The organism is Sphingomonas oligophenolica (assembly GCF_006438955.1).
GTDB classification, from domain to species: domain Bacteria; phylum Pseudomonadota; class Alphaproteobacteria; order Sphingomonadales; family Sphingomonadaceae; genus Sphingomonas; species Sphingomonas oligophenolica_A.
Genome location: NZ_RCZK01000003.1, coordinates 39555 through 59174, shown reverse-complemented (window position 1 = coordinate 59174; position 19620 = coordinate 39555). Strand labels below are relative to the sequence as shown.

At 63.4% G+C, this 19620-nt stretch carries 12 protein-coding genes and 1 tRNA gene; 6 read left to right on the top strand and 7 right to left on the bottom strand.

The window, feature by feature from the left end; genetic code table 11:
• Window positions 1-9 precede the first annotated feature (9 nt).
• The 6 genes from EAH84_RS04970 to EAH84_RS04945 all read right to left on the bottom strand — a co-directional run bounded on the left by EAH84_RS04970 (window position 10) and on the right by EAH84_RS04945 (window position 9143).
• Window positions 10-594, bottom strand: a complete 585-nt coding sequence (locus EAH84_RS04970) for a carboxymuconolactone decarboxylase family protein (protein ID WP_140868660.1) — start codon at window positions 592-594, stop codon at window positions 10-12.
• 68 nt (window positions 595-662) lie between these two features.
• The gene (locus EAH84_RS04965) at window positions 663-1124 is read right to left on the bottom strand and encodes a hypothetical protein (RefSeq protein ID WP_140868657.1); all 462 of its coding nucleotides are present in this window, start codon (window positions 1122-1124) and stop codon (window positions 663-665) included.
• Between the two features lie 78 nt (window positions 1125-1202).
• A complete protein-coding gene (gene gltB, locus EAH84_RS04960) occupies window positions 1203-5705 on the bottom strand; it encodes a glutamate synthase large subunit (protein WP_140869253.1) in 4503 nt (1500 codons plus the stop codon).
• 32 nt (window positions 5706-5737) lie between these two features.
• A complete protein-coding gene (locus EAH84_RS04955; RefSeq protein WP_140868652.1) occupies window positions 5738-7171 on the bottom strand; it encodes an NAD(P)-dependent oxidoreductase in 1434 nt (477 codons plus the stop codon).
• A gap of 153 nt (window positions 7172-7324) precedes the next feature.
• Window positions 7325-8131 (bottom strand): undecaprenyl-diphosphate phosphatase, encoded by an 807-nt coding sequence (locus EAH84_RS04950; protein WP_140868647.1) that lies wholly within the window; start codon window positions 8129-8131, stop codon window positions 7325-7327.
• Window positions 8132-8204: 73 nt separating this feature from the next.
• Entirely contained in the window at window positions 8205-9143 is a 939-nt protein-coding gene (locus tag EAH84_RS04945; protein WP_140868642.1) for a complex I NDUFA9 subunit family protein, read from the bottom strand.
• Window positions 9144-9265: 122 nt separating this feature from the next.
• On the opposite strand from EAH84_RS04945, the gene EAH84_RS04940 reads away from it, so the two are divergent.
• The 6 genes from EAH84_RS04940 (at window position 9266) to EAH84_RS04915 (ending at window position 17939) form a co-directional block, all read left to right on the top strand.
• Window positions 9266-9352 (top strand) — tRNA-Leu (locus tag EAH84_RS04940).
• A gap of 186 nt (window positions 9353-9538) precedes the next feature.
• Complete coding sequence (locus EAH84_RS04935; protein WP_140868639.1) at window positions 9539-10744, top strand: tyrosine-type recombinase/integrase; 1206 nt, start codon at window positions 9539-9541, stop codon at window positions 10742-10744.
• 59 nt (window positions 10745-10803) lie between these two features.
• Window positions 10804-14190 (top strand): type I restriction-modification system endonuclease, encoded by a 3387-nt coding sequence (gene hsdR / locus EAH84_RS04930; protein ID WP_140868636.1) that lies wholly within the window; start codon window positions 10804-10806, stop codon window positions 14188-14190.
• A 13-nt stretch (window positions 14191-14203) separates the two neighbouring features.
• Complete coding sequence (locus EAH84_RS04925) at window positions 14204-15685, top strand: N-6 DNA methylase (protein ID WP_140868633.1); 1482 nt, start codon at window positions 14204-14206, stop codon at window positions 15683-15685.
• Entirely contained in the window at window positions 15682-17025 is a 1344-nt protein-coding gene (locus EAH84_RS04920; RefSeq protein ID WP_140868630.1) for a restriction endonuclease subunit S, read from the top strand. Before EAH84_RS04925 ends, EAH84_RS04920 begins: the two co-directional genes overlap by 4 nt.
• A complete protein-coding gene (locus tag EAH84_RS04915; protein ID WP_140868627.1) occupies window positions 17022-17939 on the top strand; it encodes a DUF5655 domain-containing protein in 918 nt (305 codons plus the stop codon). The genes EAH84_RS04920 and EAH84_RS04915 overlap by 4 nt, the downstream gene beginning before the upstream one ends.
• A 259-nt stretch (window positions 17940-18198) precedes the next feature.
• Here EAH84_RS04915 and EAH84_RS04910 read toward each other — a convergent pair whose 3' ends face one another.
• Window positions 18199-19572 carry a DNA primase family protein gene (locus EAH84_RS04910; RefSeq protein ID WP_425326442.1) on the bottom strand — a complete coding sequence of 458 codons (1374 nt, stop codon included), beginning with the start codon at window positions 19570-19572 and terminating at the stop codon, window positions 18199-18201.
• Window positions 19573-19620: the final 48 nt, after the last annotated feature.

The following is a 19620-nucleotide window of genomic DNA, read 5'->3' as shown; positions in this document are numbered from 1 at the left end:
AGCGCCCGATCATCGCAACTCGGGCGCTTTCGGTGGACGTTTGGGAAATGCGGGGTCGAGCGTCTGGCCAAGGTCGAGCTGGACCCCGAAGGTGTTGAGGAACATCGAGACCTGGGTGTACTGGCCGACCGTGAAGACCACGTCCATCCGCGCCTTGTGCCCCAGCGGCGCGAGCGCGGCCCAGGTCGCGTCGGTGATGAAATGATCCTTTACCAGTTCGTCCGCGGCGGTCAGGATCGCGGCATCGAGCGAACTCCACCCCGGCGCCTTCGGCCCGCGCCCGATCGCCCAGATTTCGCCGTCGCTGAGCCCGGCCTCCTTGGCGAGGGTGACGTGCTGGGTCCATTCATACCCCGCGCCGCACAGCCAGCCGGTGCGCAGGATCGCGATCTCGCGCTCGCGGGGGGTGAGCGCATTGCGATCCGACAATATGTAGCCGCCCCAGACGTTGAATCGCTTCAGCGCCTTGGGCGCGTGCGCCAGCGTGCGGAAGATGTTGAGCACGCGATCGCCGAACGGTTTCAGCACCTCGCGCTGTTCGTCGTTCAACTCGTCGTCGTCGAGGGGTTCGATCCGAGGATAACGCAAACGCATACGGAGCTCCGAACGGCGAAAGAACTGCCCGTCGTCAATCACCGCGAGCGGGTCAACCCGCACGTTGCTCAATAATCGGCGGCGGGCTCCGCGTCGCGATGCGGTGCCAACGCGGCCATCAACGGCGCCAGCGCGATCTTGAGCCGATCGGCGGTGCGGTCGATCTCGGCGACCTGCTGCGTCACCCCACCTGCAACCACACCAACCGTGGCGACCGAGCGGCGGGTTTTCTCGTAGAGATGGCGTTCGAACTGCGGATCGTCACGATGCGCGACATCGCGCAGCGTATCGCCGGGACGGACGCCCGCCGCGGGATCGGCGAGCGCCGCGATCGGGCCGACGCGCGTGTCGAGAATGATTCCGGCGAGCGTCGTCAGCGTCTGCGCGACGCCGTCCTGAACGAGCGGGTTCTGAAGCGCGGCGGCAGCTTGTGCGGCGCGATCCGCCTCGGGCGGAGCGGCGACCGCAGCGGCGGGCAGCGCGGTGACGACGAGGAGGGCGGCAAGGCTTGCTGGTGGCACGATACGCATGACTCGGGTCCTTCGGGAATCGAGGCTAAGTTGCGCACTTTACACCAGAACCGGCCTGGTCGCCAGTGTCTCGCGATGTCATTCGGCGGCCTGGGCCTCGAGCTCCTCGTCGAGCGGGTAAGGCAAGCGGGTGAGCATTTCCTTGGGCACGACCTGCCAGAAATCGCCGATCATCCGCGGCCAATCCTCGATCAGCCCGCGCGACCATGTGCTGTCGGTGGCATCGGCATGCCGCGCGACAAGATCGTGGAGAACCCCCTCCCAATGCGGCGTTGCGACGCGTTGCCACACGATGCTGTCGGGGTTGGCGCGGGTGCCGAACAGGTCGTCGGGATCGTAGACGAACGCCATTCCACCAGTCATCCCCGCGCCGAAATTCTGGCCCACCGCGCCGAGCAACACCGCGACACCCCCGGTCATATATTCGCAGCCGTTCGCGCCGCAGCCTTCAACGACGACGGTCGCGCCGGAATTGCGCACCGCGAAGCGCTCGCCCGCCTGCCCCGCCGCGAGCAATGTGCCCGAGGTCGCGCCGTAGAGGACGGTGTTGCCGATGATGGTATTATCCTGGCTCGCCAGCGGCGAGGACACCGCGGGGCGGACGATGATCATGCCCCCGGACAACCCCTTGCCGACATAGTCGTTGGCGTCGCCGAACACTTCGAGCGTGATGCCCTTGCACAGGAAGGCGCCGAGGCTCTGCCCCGCAGACCCGCGCAGCCGGATCGTGACGTGGCCGTCGGCGAGTTTGCTCATCCCGAATGTCCGCGTGATCTCGCTCGACAGCCGGGTGCCGACCGCGCGGTGGGTGTTCCTGACCGAATAGGTCAGCTGCATCTTCTCGCCCCGGCTGAAGACCGCGGCGGCATCCTTGATGATCTGCGCATCGAGGCTGTCGGGCACCTCGTTGCGGAAGGTGCTGAGCGAAAAGCGCCGCTCGGCGTCAGTCGCGTCGACCTTGGCGAGAATCGGGTTGAGATCAAGATCGTCGAGATGCTCGGCCCCGCGGCTGACCTGACGCAGCAATTCGGTGCGCCCGATGATGTCGTCGAGGCTGCGCACGCCGAGCCGCGCGAGGATATCGCGCACCTCCTCGGCGATGAAGGTCATCAGATTGATGACCTTTTCGGGCGTGCCGACGAATTTCGCGCGCAGCTTTTCATCCTGGGTGCAGACCCCGACCGGGCAGGTGTTCGAATGACATTGGCGCACCATGATGCAGCCCATCGCCACCAGGCTGAGCGTGCCGATCCCGAATTCCTCCGCGCCCAGGATCGCGGCGACGACGATGTCGCGCCCGGTCTTCAAGCCGCCATCGGTGCGCAACCGCACCCGCCCGCGCAGCCCGTTAAGGGTCAGCACCTGGTTGACCTCGCTGAGCCCCATTTCCCACGGCGTACCCGCATATTTGATGCTGGTGAGCGGCGACGCGCCGGTGCCGCCGACGTGGCCCGCGACGAGGATGACGTCGGCGTGCGCCTTGGCGACACCCGCCGCAACGGTGCCGATCCCCGCCGAACTGACCAGCTTCACGCAGACCCGCGCGCGCGGGTTGATCTGCTTCAGGTCGTAGATCAGCTGCGCCAGATCCTCAATCGAGTAGATATCGTGGTGCGGCGGAGGGCTGATCAGCGTGACGCCGGGCGTGGCGTGACGCAGCTTGGCGATGAATTCGGTGACCTTGAAGCCGGGCAGCTGCCCGCCCTCGCCGGGCTTGGCACCTTGTGCGACCTTGATCTCGATCTCGTCGCAGGCGTTGAGATATTCCGCGGTCACGCCAAACCGCCCGGACGCGATCTGCTTGATCGTCGAATTGGCGTTGTCGCCGTTGGCGTAAGGTTGGTACCGCGCGCGGTCCTCGCCGCCCTCCCCCGACACCGCCTTCGCCCCGATCCGGTTCATCGCGATCGCCAGCGTTTCGTGCGCCTCGGGCGACAGCGCACCCAGGCTCATGCCGGGCGTGACGAAGCGCTTGCGGATTTCGGTGATCGCCTCGACCTGATCAACCGGGACGCCATCGGCGGGAAAATTGAACTGGAGCAGGTCACGCAGATACACCGGTGGCAAATCGGCGACGCCGCGGCTGAACTGCAGGTAGCTGGTATAGCTGTCGGTCGCGACCGCGGTCTGGAGCAGGTGCATCAGCTGCGCCGAATAGGCGTGGGTTTCGCTGCCCGCACGCTGGCGGTAGAAACCACCGATCGGGAGCGTGACGACGGCCTCGTCATACGCCGCCTCGTGGCGCTCGACCGCGTTGACGTGGAGCGAGGCATAACCCTCGCCGCTGATCTTGGCGGGCATCCCGGGGAACAGGTCGTTGACCAGACTGCGGCTGAGCCCCACCGCCTCGAAATTATACCCGCCGCGATAGCTGGAGATCACCGCGATCCCCATCTTCGACATGATCTTGAGCAAGCCCTCCTCGATCGCGGTGCGGTGGCGCATGAGACACTCGTCGAGGCTGAGGTCTCCGAACAGCCCGCGCGCCTGACGGTCCGCGATCGCGGCTTCAGCGAGATAGGCGTTCACCGTCGTCGCGCCGACCCCGATCAGCACCGCATAATAATGGGTATCGAGGCATTCGGCGGTGCGGATGTTGATGCTGGCGTAGGAGCGCAGGCCGCAACGGACGAGGTGGGTGTGGACCGCCGCCGCGGCGAGCACCCCCGCGATCCCGACGCGTTCCGGCCCGATCGCCTCGTCGGTCAGGAACAATTCGCTCTTGCCCTCGCGGATCGCCTGTTCGGCCTGGCTGCGGATGCGCTGGATCGCGGCGCGCAGCGTCTCCGGCCCGCCGCCGGTTTCGAAGGTGCAGTCGATCGTCGCCGCGGTCGCGCCGAAATGCGCCTTGAGCCGCGCCCAATGCGCGCCCGTCAGCACCGGCGAATCGAGCACGAGCACGCGATCGCGCTGATCCTCGGTATCGAGAATGTTGGCGAGATTGCCGAACCGGGTGCGCAGACTCATCACATAACGTTCGCGCAATGAATCGATCGGCGGATTGGTGACCTGGCTGAAATTCTGGCGGAAGAACTGGCTGATCAGGCGAGGCTTGTCGCTGATCACGGCGAGCGGGGTGTCGTCCCCCATCGATCCGATCGCTTCCTTCGCGCCCTCGACCATGGGGCTCAAGATCAGTTCCATATCCTCAAGCGTCTGCCCGGCCGCGACCTGGCGCCGCGCGAGGTCGGCGCGATCGTAGCGGGTGACCGCGTTCTCGACGCTCGGCAAATCGTCCATCGTATGGAATTCGCCGATCATCGCGGCGTAATCCTGTTCGGCGGCGATCCGATCCTTGACCGCGCGATCCTCGAGGAATTCGCCGCTGTCGAGGTCGACCGCGATCATCTGCCCCGGCCCCAGCCGCCCCTTGGCGATCACGGTCGATTCGGGGACGACCACCATCCCGCTTTCGGACCCGACGATCAGCAGCCCGTCGCTGGTCCGGGTGTAGCGCAACGGGCGCAGCGCGTTGCGATCGACCGCGCCGACCGCCCAGCGTCCATCGGTCATCGCCAGGGCGGCGGGGCCGTCCCACGGCTCCATGACGCTGGCGAGATAGCTGTACATCGCGGCATGGTTGTCGGGCACGTCACCACGCTTCTGCCACGCCTCGGGCACCAGCATCAGCTTGGCGGTCGGCGCGTCGCGGCCCGACCGGCAGATCGTCTCGAACACCGCATCAAGCGCCGCGGTGTCGGACGCGCCCGCCGGGATCACCGGCTTGATGTCCTCCGAATGCTCGCCGAACGCGAGGCTCGCCATCCGGATCTCGTGGCTCAGCATCCAGTTCTTGTTGCCGCGGATCGTGTTGATCTCGCCATTGTGCGCGAGACAGCGGAATGGCTGCGCGAGCCACCATTGCGGGAAGGTGTTGGTCGAATAGCGCTGGTGAAAGATCGCGACGCGCGATTCGAACCGCTGGTCCTGCAAATCGGGATAGAACACCGACAGGCTCTCCGCGAGGAACAGCCCCTTGTAGATGATCGAGCGGCATGACAGCGAACAGACGTAGAAGCCCTGGATCTGCGCGGCGATCACGCGCTTTTCGATCCGGCGGCGAACGAGATACAGGTTCTTCTCGAACTCGGCAGCGGTAACATCATCGGGCGCCTGTTCTTCTTTGCCGCTTTGCGGCAAGGGGGGCCCCGCGATCATGATCTGTTCGATCTCGGGGCGCAGTGATTGCGCCTTCAGCCCGATGACGGACACGTCGACCGGCACCTGGCGCCAGCCGTAGATCGTATACCCCGCCTCGATGATCGCGCTTTCGACGATCGTGCGGCACGTCTCCTGTGCGCCAAGGTCGGTCCGTGGCAGGAAGATCATGCCCACCGCGAGCCGGTTGGGCAGCACTTTATGCCCAGACGCGACGATCGCGTCGTCGAAGAAGCGGAGCGGCAGGTCGACGTGGATTCCCGCGCCATCCCCGGTCTTGCCGTCGGCATCGACTGCGCCGCGATGCCACACCGCCTTCAGCGCATCGATCGCGCACTGGACGACGCGGCGCGAGGCCTTGCCGTCGGTCGCTGCGACGAGTCCGACGCCGCACGCGTCGGACTCCATGTCGGGACGGTACATCCCCTCGGCGGCGAGCCGGTCGCGCTGGTCCTTCACGCGGCCACCCTTCCGCTCGTTGCCTTGGCCTTAAGCCACCGATGCATCGTCGCGGCGACATCGCGGCCGTCGCGGATCGCCCAGACCACCAGGCTCGCGCCGCGGACGATGTCGCCCGCCGCGAACACGCCGTCGAGGCTGGTCATCAGCGTCTTGCCGTCGACCAGTACCGTCCCCCAGCGGCTGACGCCGAGTTCGGGCGCGCCCCACAAGGTCGGCAAATCCTCGGCATCGAAGCCGAGCGCCTTGATGACGAGATCGGCCTGCAGCGTGAAATCGCCCGCAGGATCGGGCTCGGGCGCGCGGCGACCGCTCGCATCGGGCTGACCGAGCCGCATTTTCCGTGCCCGCACCACGCCGCCATCCTCGAACGCGGCGGGGGCGGAGAGCCAGATGAACTCGACGCCCTCTTCCTCGGCGTGCCCGACCTCGCGTTGCGAGCCCGGCATGTTGCCGCGATCGCGGCGGTAGAGGCACTTCACGCTCGCCGCACCCTGACGGATCGCGGTGCGGACACAATCCATCGCGGTGTCGCCGCCGCCGATCACCACGACATGCTTGCCCGCGGCATCGAGGCTGCCGTCGTCGAACGCCGGCACAGCATCGCCGAACCCCTTGCGATTCGACGCCGTCAGGTAATCGAGCGCCGCGAGCGTTCCGCTGTCCGCCGCGCCCGGCACATCCAGCGCGCGGGCGCGATACACGCCGGTGGCGATCAGCACCGCATCGTGGCGCTGGCGCAGCGCGTCGAGCGTTGCGTCCTCGCCGACCGCAAAGCCGTGGTGGAACACGATGCCCCCTGCTTTCAAGCGATCGACCCTACGCATCACCACCGGCTTTTCGAGCTTGAAGCCGGGGATACCATAGGTCAGCAATCCGCCCGCACGGTCATGGCGGTCGTAGACGTGGACGTCATAGCCGTTGCCGCGCAGATATTCGGCGGCGCTGAGCCCCGCGGGGCCGGCACCGATCACCGCGACCGATTGGCCGCGCGCGGGACCGGGGACGAGCGGTTCGACCCAGCCCTCTTCCCACGCGGTGTCGGTGATGAACTTCTCGACCGACCCGATCGTCACCGCGCCGTGGCCGCTGAATTCGATGACGCAATTGCCTTCACACAGCCGGTCCTGCGGACAGATCCGCCCGCAGATTTCGGGCATCGTCGAGGTCGCGTTGCTGAGCTCATACGCCTCACGCAGCCGCCCCTCGGCGGTCAGCCGCAGCCAGTCGGGAATATGGTTGTGGAGCGGGCAATGGACCGAGCAATAGGGCACGCCGCACTGCGAGCATCGCCCCGCCTGGTCCTCCGCGGTCGGCACCGCATAGCGATCCGCGATCTCGCGAAAATCGTCGGCGCGTTCGTCTGCCGCCCGTTTGACCGGATACGCCTGCCCGCGATCGACGAACTTCAGCATGTGATCATTCGCCATGATGCGACCTCCGAGGGTGCGCATATTGCGTCAATCCCCCTGAGTCACGATCTAAACGACCAATAGGCCATATTACGGACCTATTTTTCTCTTGAAATACACTTATGCCCAGGCGCCGACTGTCACTTCTCTTTTTTAGGTCAATTCACGGACCTACTTGCTGATCAGCCAGATGAACGCTGCCGCGCCGACGACGATTCGGTACCAGCCAAAGGGCGAGAAACCGGTGCGACCGACGAGCGTCACAAACCAGCGCACCACGACCAGCGCCACCACAAACGCGACCAGCGTGCCCAGCGCGATCGCGCCAAGTCCGACCCCCGCGCCACCCGCCAGCGCATGACGGTTGGCTACCAGCTCCAACGTTGTCGCGCCGAGCATCGTCGGGATTGCCAAGAAGAAGCTGAATTCGGCGGCGGTGCGCCGTTCGACCCCCAGCGCGAGCGCACCGAGGATCGTCGCGCCCGACCGGCTGACCCCGGGCACCATCGCCAGGCACTGGATGAAGCCGATGCCGATCACGGTGCCCAGCGGCACCTCGGCGACGCCGCGCACCTCGCCGGGCTTGGTGATGCGCTCGATTCCGATGATCGCGATCCCGCCGACCACCAGCGCGACCGCCACGACGATCGGCTGGCCCAGCAGCGCCTCGATCTTTTTGTGGAGCGCAAACCCGATCACCGCGGCGGGGATGAACGCGACCAGGATGTTGCGGACGAACCGGATCGCGAGCGCGTCGCGCTTGAACAATCCGACCAGCACCACCCAGAACGTCCGCCAATACAGTACGACGATCGCCAGGATCGCGCCGAGCTGGATGACGATGTTGAACACCGCCCACGTCTCGGAATCATAGCCGAGCAGCGCGCTCGCGAGGATCAGATGCCCGGTCGAGGAGACCGGCAGGAATTCGGTGACCCCCTCGACGATGCCGAGCAGGATGACGGTGAGGATGTCCATGGCGGTCCTTGAATCGAGCAGGCTTGAATCGAGCGGGGCTTAAATCGAGCGCGGCTCCCGGCGCGCGGGGTAGTCAGGCGGCGAGATCGTCGACGCGACCCGCGAACCGGCCCTGCCGCCGGAAGCGGACGAGCCAATCGGGCGCGACCGCGGCAAGCGGGGTCGCGGTGATGCCGAGATCGGCCAGCCCCTTCGCACCGGGCGCGGCGACATTGTCGTGCTGGAGCATCAGCCACTGATCCCAGGTGATCGGGGCGCCGGGCAGGAAGCCCGCGCGCGCGATCAGCGCCCCCGCGATATCGGGCAGCGCCACGATCGCGGGGTCGCGCCGGATCGTCGTCGCGATCCAGCGGATGATCTCGCCCATCGTCATGATGTCCGGGCCGGCCAGGTCGAAGGTCTCGCCCGCGTGCCCCCCATCGACCAGCGCGGCGACCGCATCGCCGACGTCGGCGACGAAGACCGGCTGGAACTTGGTGTCCGATCGTACCACCGGGACCACCGGTGCCTTTTCGATCATCCCCGCGAACCGGTTGATGAACGCATCCTCGCGCCCGAAGATGATCGACGGGCGGACCACGATCGCCCCCGGAAACGCCGCGCGCACCGCCGCCTCGCCTGCCCCCTTCGACCGCCCATAGTTGGATGCGGAGTCGGGATCGGCACCGATCGCGGACAAATGGATCAGCGTGCCGACCCCCGCCGCGCCCGCTGCGTGTGCCACGGTGCGCGCGCCCGCGACATGGATCGCGTCGAACTTGCCCGACAGCACCCCGACGAGGTTCACGACCGCATCGGCCCCCGCCACCGCGTTGGCGACGGTATCGGGCCGGGTGACGTCGGCGGCGACGAACTGGGTCTGCCCCAGCCCGCCGAGCGGCTTCAGGAACCACGCCTGCCGCGGGTCGCGCTGCGCGATCCGTACCCGCGCGCCGCCGCGCAGCAGCGCCTGGACGACATAGCGCCCGACGAACCCGCCGCCGCCGAATACCGTTACCAGTCTGTCCCTCATCGCGCGGCCTTCATGTCGAAAGAAATCGTCGCCGAGCCCCTTGCCTCACCCATACCTCGATTGACAAGCGCGACGAACGCCCCCTAAAGCCCGCCGCCTACCTGACGAACAAGTCTTCTGGGGCCCAGATGGCGGAATTGGTAGACGCACCAGCTTCAGGTGCTGGCGGTCGCAAGGCCGTGGAGGTTCGAGTCCTCTTCTGGGCACCATTCCCCTGTTCAGCGTCGTTCGCTGACGGTTGAAAAATCCCCGAAAATCTGCGAAAAATTACGTTTCGTCGTTCGGGGATGTTCACGCATGTTCGCCACTGATCACAGACAAGGTGGGGCCCTGTTGGGGGCCTTTCTTTCGCATGGGCTGCAATTCGGCATCTGCGCTGCTGGGAAGGCCCCCACATGCCTTTGAATGACAAACTTATACGCGCAGCTAAGCCATTGGAACGCGAATGGAAATTGGCGGATGAGAAGGGGCTTTATCTGCTGATCACGCCGGCTGGATCAAAGCTCTGGCGGGTCAAATTTCGCCACCATGGCCGCGAAAAGAAGTTATCCCTGGGGGCTTATCCCGAGATCAGCTTGAAGGACGCCCGATCGCAGCGTGATGCTGCGCGGTCAATCCTTGTTACCGGGGTCGATCCCGCGCTGGAGCGAAAGAAGGCCAAACTATCTGCGAGATTGAGTGCGGCGACGTCGTTCGGTGATGTAGCTCGCGAATATATCGATGTGAAAATGGTGAACGAAGACCGCGCAGTTGCGACCGTCTCAAAGGCGAAATGGTTTCTTGAGCAGCTCGCGCCAGCCATTGGCTCAATGCCGATCACGGATGTAGATCCGCAGATGCTTCTCGCGGCACTGAAGCGGCTGGAGGCGAAGGGCCGTCACGAGACCGCTAAGAAATGCCGATCCTTCGCAAGTCGGGTGTTCCGCTACATCGTTGCGACAGGCCGATGCAATGCTGACCCCGCCTCCTTGCTTCAAGGCGCCCTCATTACGCCAAAAGCTCGTCACTATGCGGCAATCTTGGAACCGTCTAAGCTAGGCGAGTTACTGCGCGCGATCGACTCTTTCGCCGGCAGCCCCGTCACAAAGTCGGCGCTGAAGATAGCACCTCACGTCTTCGTCCGGCCGGGTGAACTGCGCCACGCCGAATGGACCGAGTTCGATTTCGAGCGGAGCATTTGGAACTTACCGGCTGCGAAGATGAAGGCCCGGCGGCCCCATGCGGTTCCTCTCTCTCGGCAATCAATGGCGATTCTGGTAGGGCTGCGAGAGCATACCGGACGCGGTGTCTATGTGTTTCCTTCTGCCTATGGCGGCAGCCGTCCGATGAGCGAAAACACGCTTAATGCCTCCTTTCGCCGTATGGGATTCGATCGGGACGAGATTACAGCGCATGGGTTGCGTGCCACGGCGTCAACGATGCTCAATGAAAGTGGCCTCTGGAATCCGGATGCGATTGAGCGAGCCCTGGCCCATGGCGAGAGCAACGCGACGCGCGGGGCCTATCACCGCGGCCTGCACTGGGATGAGCGCGTTAAAATGGCTCAGTGGTGGAGCGACTATCTCGACAGTCTGGAAGGCGGTGCTCTGAGCCGAGGATAATCGAAACCAGCGATCGGTCATTTGCTTGAGCTTCGGCTGCGCCCCGCTAGTATTGGGATATGGGGGGAGCCAGCAACTTCGATTTTCTCACGCAACATGATGCCCGGTTGGCAAGGCTGGGCGCCTTGGCCGAGCGCTATTTTTTCGATGACGCGCCGGGGGCTCTCATCAAGCTGCGCCAGCTTGGCGAGTTCATCGCGAAAGATGTTGCCGCTAGGCACGCATTGCTCCCCGCAACCTCTGTTTCCTTCGACGAGGTTCTGCGTACCTTGAAGCTGCGATCTGTGTTGCCGCGCGAGATCGCCGATCTGTTTTTCCATTTGAAACGGTTGGGCAATGCCGCGGCTCACGAGGATGCTGGCAGCTCGACCGAAGCGTTGGCCGCGCTCAAGGTAGCGCGCGCGGCGGCAATCTGGTTTCATCAGAGCTACGGCAATGCGCCTGGCTTCAAGGCTGGGCCATTCGTTCCCCCAGCGCCACCGATCGACGCGACTGCTGCGTTGGCCTCTGAGCTGGAAGACCTTCGCAAAATTGTCCGCACGAGCGCCGACAGTGAGGCGAAGGCGCGGCTGGCGTGGCAGGAGGCCGAGGCGGCTCGTCTGGCGGCTACTCAGGAAGTGCAGGAGCATCAGCAGGAGCGCGCATTATGGGAGAAGTGCGCAGCGGAAACGGAAGAGGGCCTGCGCCAAACCGAGGCTGCGTTGAGAGAAGCCCAGGCCGCCGCACAAGCGACCCCTCAGCCTCAGCTCGATCTGCTTGCCCAGATCGGCACCCAACAGGCGCAGAACCTCGAGCTGGACGAAGCGACGACGCGCGTTCTGATCGACGAGCAGCTTCGCTCGGCTGGGTGGATCGTCGACAGTGTCGTGCTGCGCCACGCGGCCGGCGCTCGACCCGAATATGGGAAGTCGATGGCGATCGCCGAGTGGCCGACAAAAAGCGGGCCTGTAGATTATGCGCTTTTCGTAGACGGTCGCTGTATTGGCGTCGTCGAGGCAAAGCGTGGCCTGAAGGACGTGCCCGGACGCCTGGGGCAGGCCAAGCGCTATGCGAAGGACATTACGCTGACCCCCGACGAAGTGCCCGGCGGGGGCCCTTGGGTTCAAGGAGATGATCGCTTTCGGGTGCCGTTTCTCTTCGTCACGAACGGCCGTCCGTATGTAAAGCAACTCGCGACCAAATCGGGGATTTGGTTCTGGGATGGTCGTCCTGGTGGTGGCGAGCCTCGCGCTTTGCCGGAATGGTTTTCGCCGCGTGACCTGACCGAGCGTCTGGAACAGGAAATCGAGGAAGTAACTTCCGTTGCCGAACGCGAGCTCGGCGTTACCGGCCTCAGGCCCTATCAGAATGACGCCATCAAGGCTGTTGAGGCCGCCGTCGCTCGTGACCAGCGCAGCATCCTGCTCGCGATGGCCACAGGGACCGGCAAGACCCGGCTTGCGATTGCGCTGATGTACGAACTGCTGCGCCGCAAGCGGTTTCGTCGGATTCTGTTCCTTGTGGATCGCAACGCGTTGGGTCGGCAGACGCTCGATGCGATGAGCACCACTGACACAAGCGGGTTTCTCAAGTTCGATCAGGTGTTCCCGGTCGCCGACCTGGCCCGCAAGTTTCCCGAGGCGACCGATCGAGTACAGGTCGCCACGGTGCAAGCAATGATCCGGAGGGTCTTCGACGATCCCGCGGCGGAACGGCCCACGCCTGGCACCTATGACCTGATCATCGTCGACGAAGCGCATCGCGGCTATACGCTGGATGCCGAGCTGCGTGAGGATGATCTCGGCTTCCGAAATCTCGACGATTATCTTTCGGCTTATCGTCGTGTGCTCGATTATTTCGACGCAACGCGTATCGCGCTCACCGCGACGCCGGCGCTACATACGCGGGAAATCTTCGGGGCACCGGCGTTCCATTATGGCTACCGGCAAGCCGTGATCGACGGCTATCTGATCGACCACCGCCCGCCGCGTCGGATCACTACCGCGCTCAGCCAGACCGGAATCCATTTCGAGAAGGACGAGGAGGTCAACATCCTCGATCCGCGAACGGGCCAGATCGATCTGTTCAATCTCGACGATCAGGTCGATTTCGAAGTCTCCGAGTTCAACAAGAAGGTTTACACCCGCGCCTTCAATCGGGCGGTGGCGCAGGCGATCGCACTGGAATGCCCGCCCGATCAGTCGGGTAAGACCCTTCTGTTCGCCGCGCGCGACGACCATGCCGATATCCTGGTCGAAGAACTGCGCGCCGCGCTGACCGAGGAATATGGGCCGCAGGCGCATGATCTGGTCGACAAGATCACCGGGTCGGTCGACAAACCGCTCGACCGGATCAAGGCGTTCAAGAACGACCCCCGCCCCAAATATGTCGTCACCGTCGACCTGCTGACCACCGGGATCGACGTGCCCGCGATCACCAACCTTGTGTTCGTGCGGCGCGTCAACAGCCGCATCCTGTATGACCAGATGATCGGTCGCGCGACGCGGCGCTGCGACGAGATCGGCAAGGAATATTTCCGCATCTTCGACGCCGTCGATATCTACGCGAATCTGCAGGAAGTCAGCGACATGCGCCCGGTGGTGGTCGATCCGGCGCTGTCCTTCGCCACGCTGACCGCCGATCTGGAGCGCGCGGCCTCTGACGAAGATCGCGCCTTCGTCCGCGACCAGATCGTCGTGAAGCTGCGGCAGCGGATCAAATATATCGATGCGGAGCGCCGTTCGCTGCTTGAGACCGTGCTGGGGCCGCTGCCTGATCTGGCCGACCGGCTGAAGTCCGCGCCGCCATCGGACACACTGGCCCTGTTTCGCGATCATCCCGCGCTAGCCGCGGCGCTTGATGCCGCAAATCCGGCGAAGAAGGGCGACGGCATGCTCATCTCCGAGCATGACGACGAACTGATCGATGTCGTCGACGATTTTGGTGAGAAGGCGAGCCCCGCCGACTATATCGAAAGCTTCGAGGCGTTCGTCCGCGCCAACATGAATGCCGTACCCGCGCTGGTTGCGGCAATCCAGCGCCCGCGTGAGCTGACTCGCAAGGAGTTGAAGGAGCTTGCCATCCTGCTTGATGGCAACGGCTTCTCGGAGGCGAGCCTGCGTCGCGCCTATGGCAGCGCCCGCAACGCCGATATCGCTGCGCATATCATCGGCTTCGTCCGCCAGGCCGCGATCGGCGATCCGCTCGTCCCTTATGAGACGCGCGTCGAAAATGGCGTGCAGAAGATCCTCGCCAGCCGCGCCTGGTCGACGAAGCAGAAGCAATGGCTTACCCGCATCGGCCGCGCACTGAAGGCGCAGCCGGTTGGCGATCCCGAAATCCTCTCCGATCCGCTGTTCGCCCAGGCTGGTGGCTTCGACATGGTCGACCGCGAGTTCGATTCCGGGCTACGGAATGTCCTCAAGGACCTGAACGCCGCCATCTGGGGCGACGATCAGGCCGCCTGACGAAAGCGAACCGATGAATCCTTCCGCCGATCTGGTGAACAAGCTCTGGCGCCTGTGCGCGCTGCTCCGCAAGGATGGCGTGACCTATCACCAATATGTCACCGAGCTCACCTATCTGCTGTTCCTCAAGATGGCCTCGGAACAGAAGGACGAGAGCCGCATCCCCGAGCAATATCGCTGGTCCGCACTCAAGGGAGCGAGCGAGACCGAGGTACTGCAACGCTACAAGCAGGCGCTGATCGATCTGGGTGATGGCGAGAAGGTGAAGGACCGCTCGGTCGTCGCCATCTTCCAGAATGCGGCCACGATCATCCGCACCCCAGCTAATTTGCGCCAGCTGATCGACGCGATCGACGGGTTACATTGGTTTAGCGAGGAACGCGACGCGTTCGGCGATGCCTATGAAGGCCTGCTCCAGCGCATGGCGGAGGAGACCAAGCGCGGCGCTGGGCAATATTTCACGCCGCGCACGCTGATCGAAGTGATGGTCGATCTGATGCAGCCGCAGCCCGGCGAAGTGATCCAGGATCCGGCGACCGGCACCGGCGGCTTTCTGATCGCGGCAAACAGCTATATGAAGGCGCGCAGCGACGACTATTACGAGCTGAGCCCCAAGCAGCAGGCATTCCAATTACGCGAGGCGTTGCGCGGGATCGAGAATGTGCCCGACACGTTCCGCCTGCTGCTGATGAACCTGCATCTGCACGCGATCGACCCGGATCATATCGATCTGGCCGATACGCTGAGCCCCGCCGGTCAGCGCGCGCAGTTCAAACATGCCGATCTGATCCTTACCAACCCGCCCTTCGGCCCGGCGGGCGGTCCGCCGACGCGCGATGACCTGACGATCACCGATCGCGTTTCCTCCTATCAGCTGCCGTTCGTTGAGCATGTCATCCGCGCGCTGCGGCTGGGCGGGCGCGCGGCGGTGGTGGTGCCGGACAATGTCCTGTTCGACGACGGGCGCGGCAAGGCGCTGCGGCAACGGTTGATGAGCTGGTGCAACCTCCACACCATCCTGCGCCTGCCGACCGGCATCTTCTATGCGCAGGGAGTGAAGACCAACGTCCTGTTCTTCACCCGCGCCGACGACGAAGCGCCGACGCAGGACGCGACGCTCGAAGTGTGGATCTATGACGCGCGATCGGGCGCCCCCTCCTATGGCAAGACCAACCCGTTCAAGGCCGCCGACCTCGCCGATTTCGTGGCGGCGTTCGGCGACGATCCGCTGGGCGGCGCGGCGCGCTTGTATCAGGGCGAGGAAGGCCGCTTCCGCCGCTTCACCCGCGAAGAGATCGCCGCGCGCGGCGACAATCTCGACATCAGCTGGCTCAAGGACACCAGCGCCGACGCCGAAGATGGCCTCGACACGCCCGAGGACATCGCCGCGGCGATCCAGGGGCATCTGAAGGTGGCGCTGGAGGAGATTGCGGCGCTTGTGGCGGAGCTGGAGGGGGATACCGGCGAGGCGGAGTCGGCGGAGGCGGCGGAATGACGTTGCCGAAGGGGTGGGCAATTGCCGAGGCAGGAGAGGTCTGCGCGATCGTTCAAAGTGGAGGGACGCCAAAGAAAGGGTTCCTCGACCATCCCGGGATACCGTTCTTGAAAGTTTACAATCTCGTCAATCAGCAGGTGGCCTTTTCATATCGGCCACAGTGGATCTCTCCAGGAATCCACCAAGGCGAGCTCTCTAAATCGAGAGTATATCCTGGTGATGTTCTGATGAACATTGTTGGGCCGCCACTTGGGAAAATCGCCATCGTACCCAACTACTCGGATGAGTGGAACGTCAACCAAGCTATTACAATATTTCGGCCGAGCGAGGTATTAGGATCGCGATGGATTTATTGGTATTTGCGGGGCGGTAGAAGTGTTCAAAGTGTTATCAACGCTACCCGCGGAATTGCAGGGCAGGTCAACATATCCCTCTCTCAGTGCCGCGCCTTTCCTTTTCCTGTTCCACCCGCTGCCGAACAACACCGTATCGTCGCGAAGCTAGACGCGCTGACCGCCCGCCTCGCCCGCGCGCGGGCGGAACTGGATCGGGTGCCGGTGTTGGCGGAAAGCCTTCGCGCTACTGCGTTGCGTGAGGTATTTCATTGGGACGCGGACGAACTGCCACGCTGCTGGACCCGACAGCGCATCGACGAGGTCGGTTCCGTTCAACTCGGTAGGCAGCGATCGCCCAAGGATCATCATGGCGCGCATATGCGACCCTATGTCCGCTCTGCGAATGTAACCTGGGACGGCTGGGATCTTTCGGACGTCAAAGAGATGAACTTCAGCCCCACAGAGTTTCCGGTTTTTGTTCTTGAGAAAGGCGACGTGCTTCTCAACGAAGGATCGGGCAGCGCTAAGGAAGTTGGAAAGCCAGCGGTCTGGCACGGCGAGATCGAAGGCGCTTGTTTTCAAAACACACTACTTCGCGTTCGCCCTACAAAGTACCTGCCAGACCTCCTGCGCTATGCGCTTTTGTATATGGCAAAAAGCGGCCAGTTCATTGCGAATACCAAGGGGGTGAATATCATTCATATCGGCAAGGCTGGGCTGGCAAAGACCGTAATCCCCGTGCCACCTGTCGAGCAGCAGCAACCGCTTCTGACTGCGATCGACAACGCCTTCGCCCGCGCCGACCGCCTCGAAGCCGAAGCCGCCCGCGCCCGCGCGCTGATCGACCGGCTTGAAGCCGCAATCCTCGCCAAGGCATTCCGCGGCGAACTGGTTCCGCAGGACCCGAATGACGAGCCCGCCAGCGTGCTGCTCGACCGCATCCGCGCCGAGCGTGCCACCGCGCCCAAACCGAAACGTGGCCGCGCCGCGAAGGCATCCGCATGAGCGACATCAAGCTTTTCCGTACCGCCGGCAACGTCGTCAGCGAGCTCTCCGGCGGCACGGTCGCGCTGGAGAAATCGCTGCAGACACTGTTCGAGGCCAATCTGGAGCAGTTGCTCGGCGTCCGCTTCCTCGCCTCCGAATTCGTCATCACCGAGGGGCGGATCGATACGCTGGGGATAGACGAGAATAACGCGCCGGTGGTGATGGAATACAAGCGATCGTCTAACGAAAATGTGATCAATCAGGGGCTGTTCTACCTCGATTGGCTGATGGGCCATCGCAAGGATTTCGAATGGCTGGTGCTGGAGACGCTGGGTGCGGAGGCGGCCAAGGCGGTCGACTGGTCGGGATCGCGGCTGATCTGCATCGCCGGTGATTTCGGCAGATATGACGAGCACGCGGTCAAGCAGATGAACCGCAACATCGCGCTGATCCGCTATCGCAAGTTCGAAGGCGATCTGCTGCTGCTCGAACAGCTCACCGCCGCGAGCGCCAAGCCTGGCACCGTCGGGCCCGTGCAGCCGTCCGCACCGGCGGGTTTGGTGGTGAAGGGCAAATACAAGACGATCAGCAGCCAGATTGCCGAGGCGCCCGCCGATCTGCTCGATCTCTATCACCTGCTCACCGACTATCTGACCGCGGTGGGCGACGATGTGCAGGTGAAGACGACGGATTATTATGTCGCCTTCCGCCGCATCAAGAACTTTGCCTGCGTCGAGATCCGCAATCAGATGAAGAAGCTGCTGGTCTTCGCGAAGGTCAATCCGGACACGATCGCGCTCGAGCCCGGCTTCACCCGCGACGTGCGCGGCATCGGGCATTTCGGCACGGGCGACCTGGAGATCACGATCCAGACGGTGGCCGATCTCGAAAAGGCCAAGCCGCTGTTTGATCAGTCGTATCAAAATTCGTGAGCTAACCGGAGCGCATATCGTAAGACGCCTGTCGGTTGGCTAAGCCTTTGATTTTAAGCCGTCTGACGATCGCAATCTCACTTCCGAATGTTCCGATACTACCGGGGCCATGCAGGATCCCCGATAAAATCGCGCAACGCGGCTCAGCGCCCCCGCACGGACAATCGACCGGTGGGTAAGGACCCGTAGACGACGATGACGACGACACTTTCAATTCCTAGCCTACCCCAGTCATTTCAGTCAGCAATCTCTCCAAGATCTAGATGTAGCCGTCGTCATCGTCGTCAGAGCCAGCGCCTGAATCACGCTGGAGGCGAATGCCTTTGAACGATTTGACCTGCTTTCCGCCTTGGCCTACCCGTGGCTGATGCCGGCTAATTGACGCGCACGCCGTCTCCATATCCTGGCTGAATTGATTCTTCGCCGTCGGGTGATGGCCATTCGCGGCGCACCATTCGCGGTAGACCTGATACAGAGCGTCAATCGTCTCTGAGCCACGCTTGTCGAGCGCGCAGCACTCATCAATGAAATTCCCGACAGGATTGCCGAGCTCTGAAAGGCGCTCTGCCAAATCGTGACCCGATTTGGGCTGGAGGAAGTATCCGCGCTCCATCAGCCGATCACGCCCTTCGAGCGCCCACTCGAAAATCCCCGGTAGCTCGCATCTTAGCTTATCGGTGAGACCGGGATCTTCCTTCCCGTAGAAGGTCTGAGACATCTTAAGTGTGATGAAGCGGCTAGCGATCGCGCCGGACGCATCGCTTAGCTTCGGTACCTCGTTCGATGTGATCATGATGCGAACGCTCATCTTGCCAGTCCAGGCCTCTTTGTTCTTTCGATCGACCGTGACCGTGTCTTCGCCGGTTAGGAGCAGCAGGCGCTCGACGGCGGCATGTGAGTATTGCCCGTGTCGAAAACGCGCGTCCGAAATCAGAGCAGCCAGTTTGCCGATAAGCGGCTGCAGGCCAAAATTGCCGGACAGGCTGCTCATCGTCGGGCCGACGACGTTATGCTCTCCGAGCAACATACGGATAACCCGCGCGATGACGCCCTTACCGGACCGGCGCGGCCCGACCATCAGGAATGCCTTTTGCAGTGAGGTATCCGCTGTGAGGAATAATCCCATCACCTCCTGCAATGTCTGCTGAGCTGCCGAATCGCTTGGCCAAACCTCTTCCAAGAACGCGATCCAACGGGGTGCGCGATCGCCCTTCTTCGGAGCGTCGAACGGCAGCGCGTGCAAACTGAAGAATGCCGGGGTGTGCGGAAGTAACTTCCGAGATGTCAGATCGAACAGACCATCACGAAGCGAGACCAGATCCGCCGGCGCGGGCCCTTCCCTCCCATCAAGCCAACACGGTTCTGGCTGCTCCAGCCGGCGCGTCACCGATTTCAGCGCATCCATCCCCGCGCTAATCTGTGCGGACGTGACACGAGCTGGCACCTTCTTGCCTAGTTTATCGACCGTCAGCGCTGTTTCGAGAAGCTGCCATACTGCTGAGCGGACGACTTCCTCGTCTCGCTCCCGATAATACGAGTTTGCATACTCATACCAAGATCCGCCACTTCGGATCAGCACGGGTTGGTCGTTTCTCGAGAACCGCCGGCTATACACCTGCCGGGCGGTGCTCATCGGATCGCGTGGATCGATGACAACTTCAGAATCGCTATCATGCGCGTC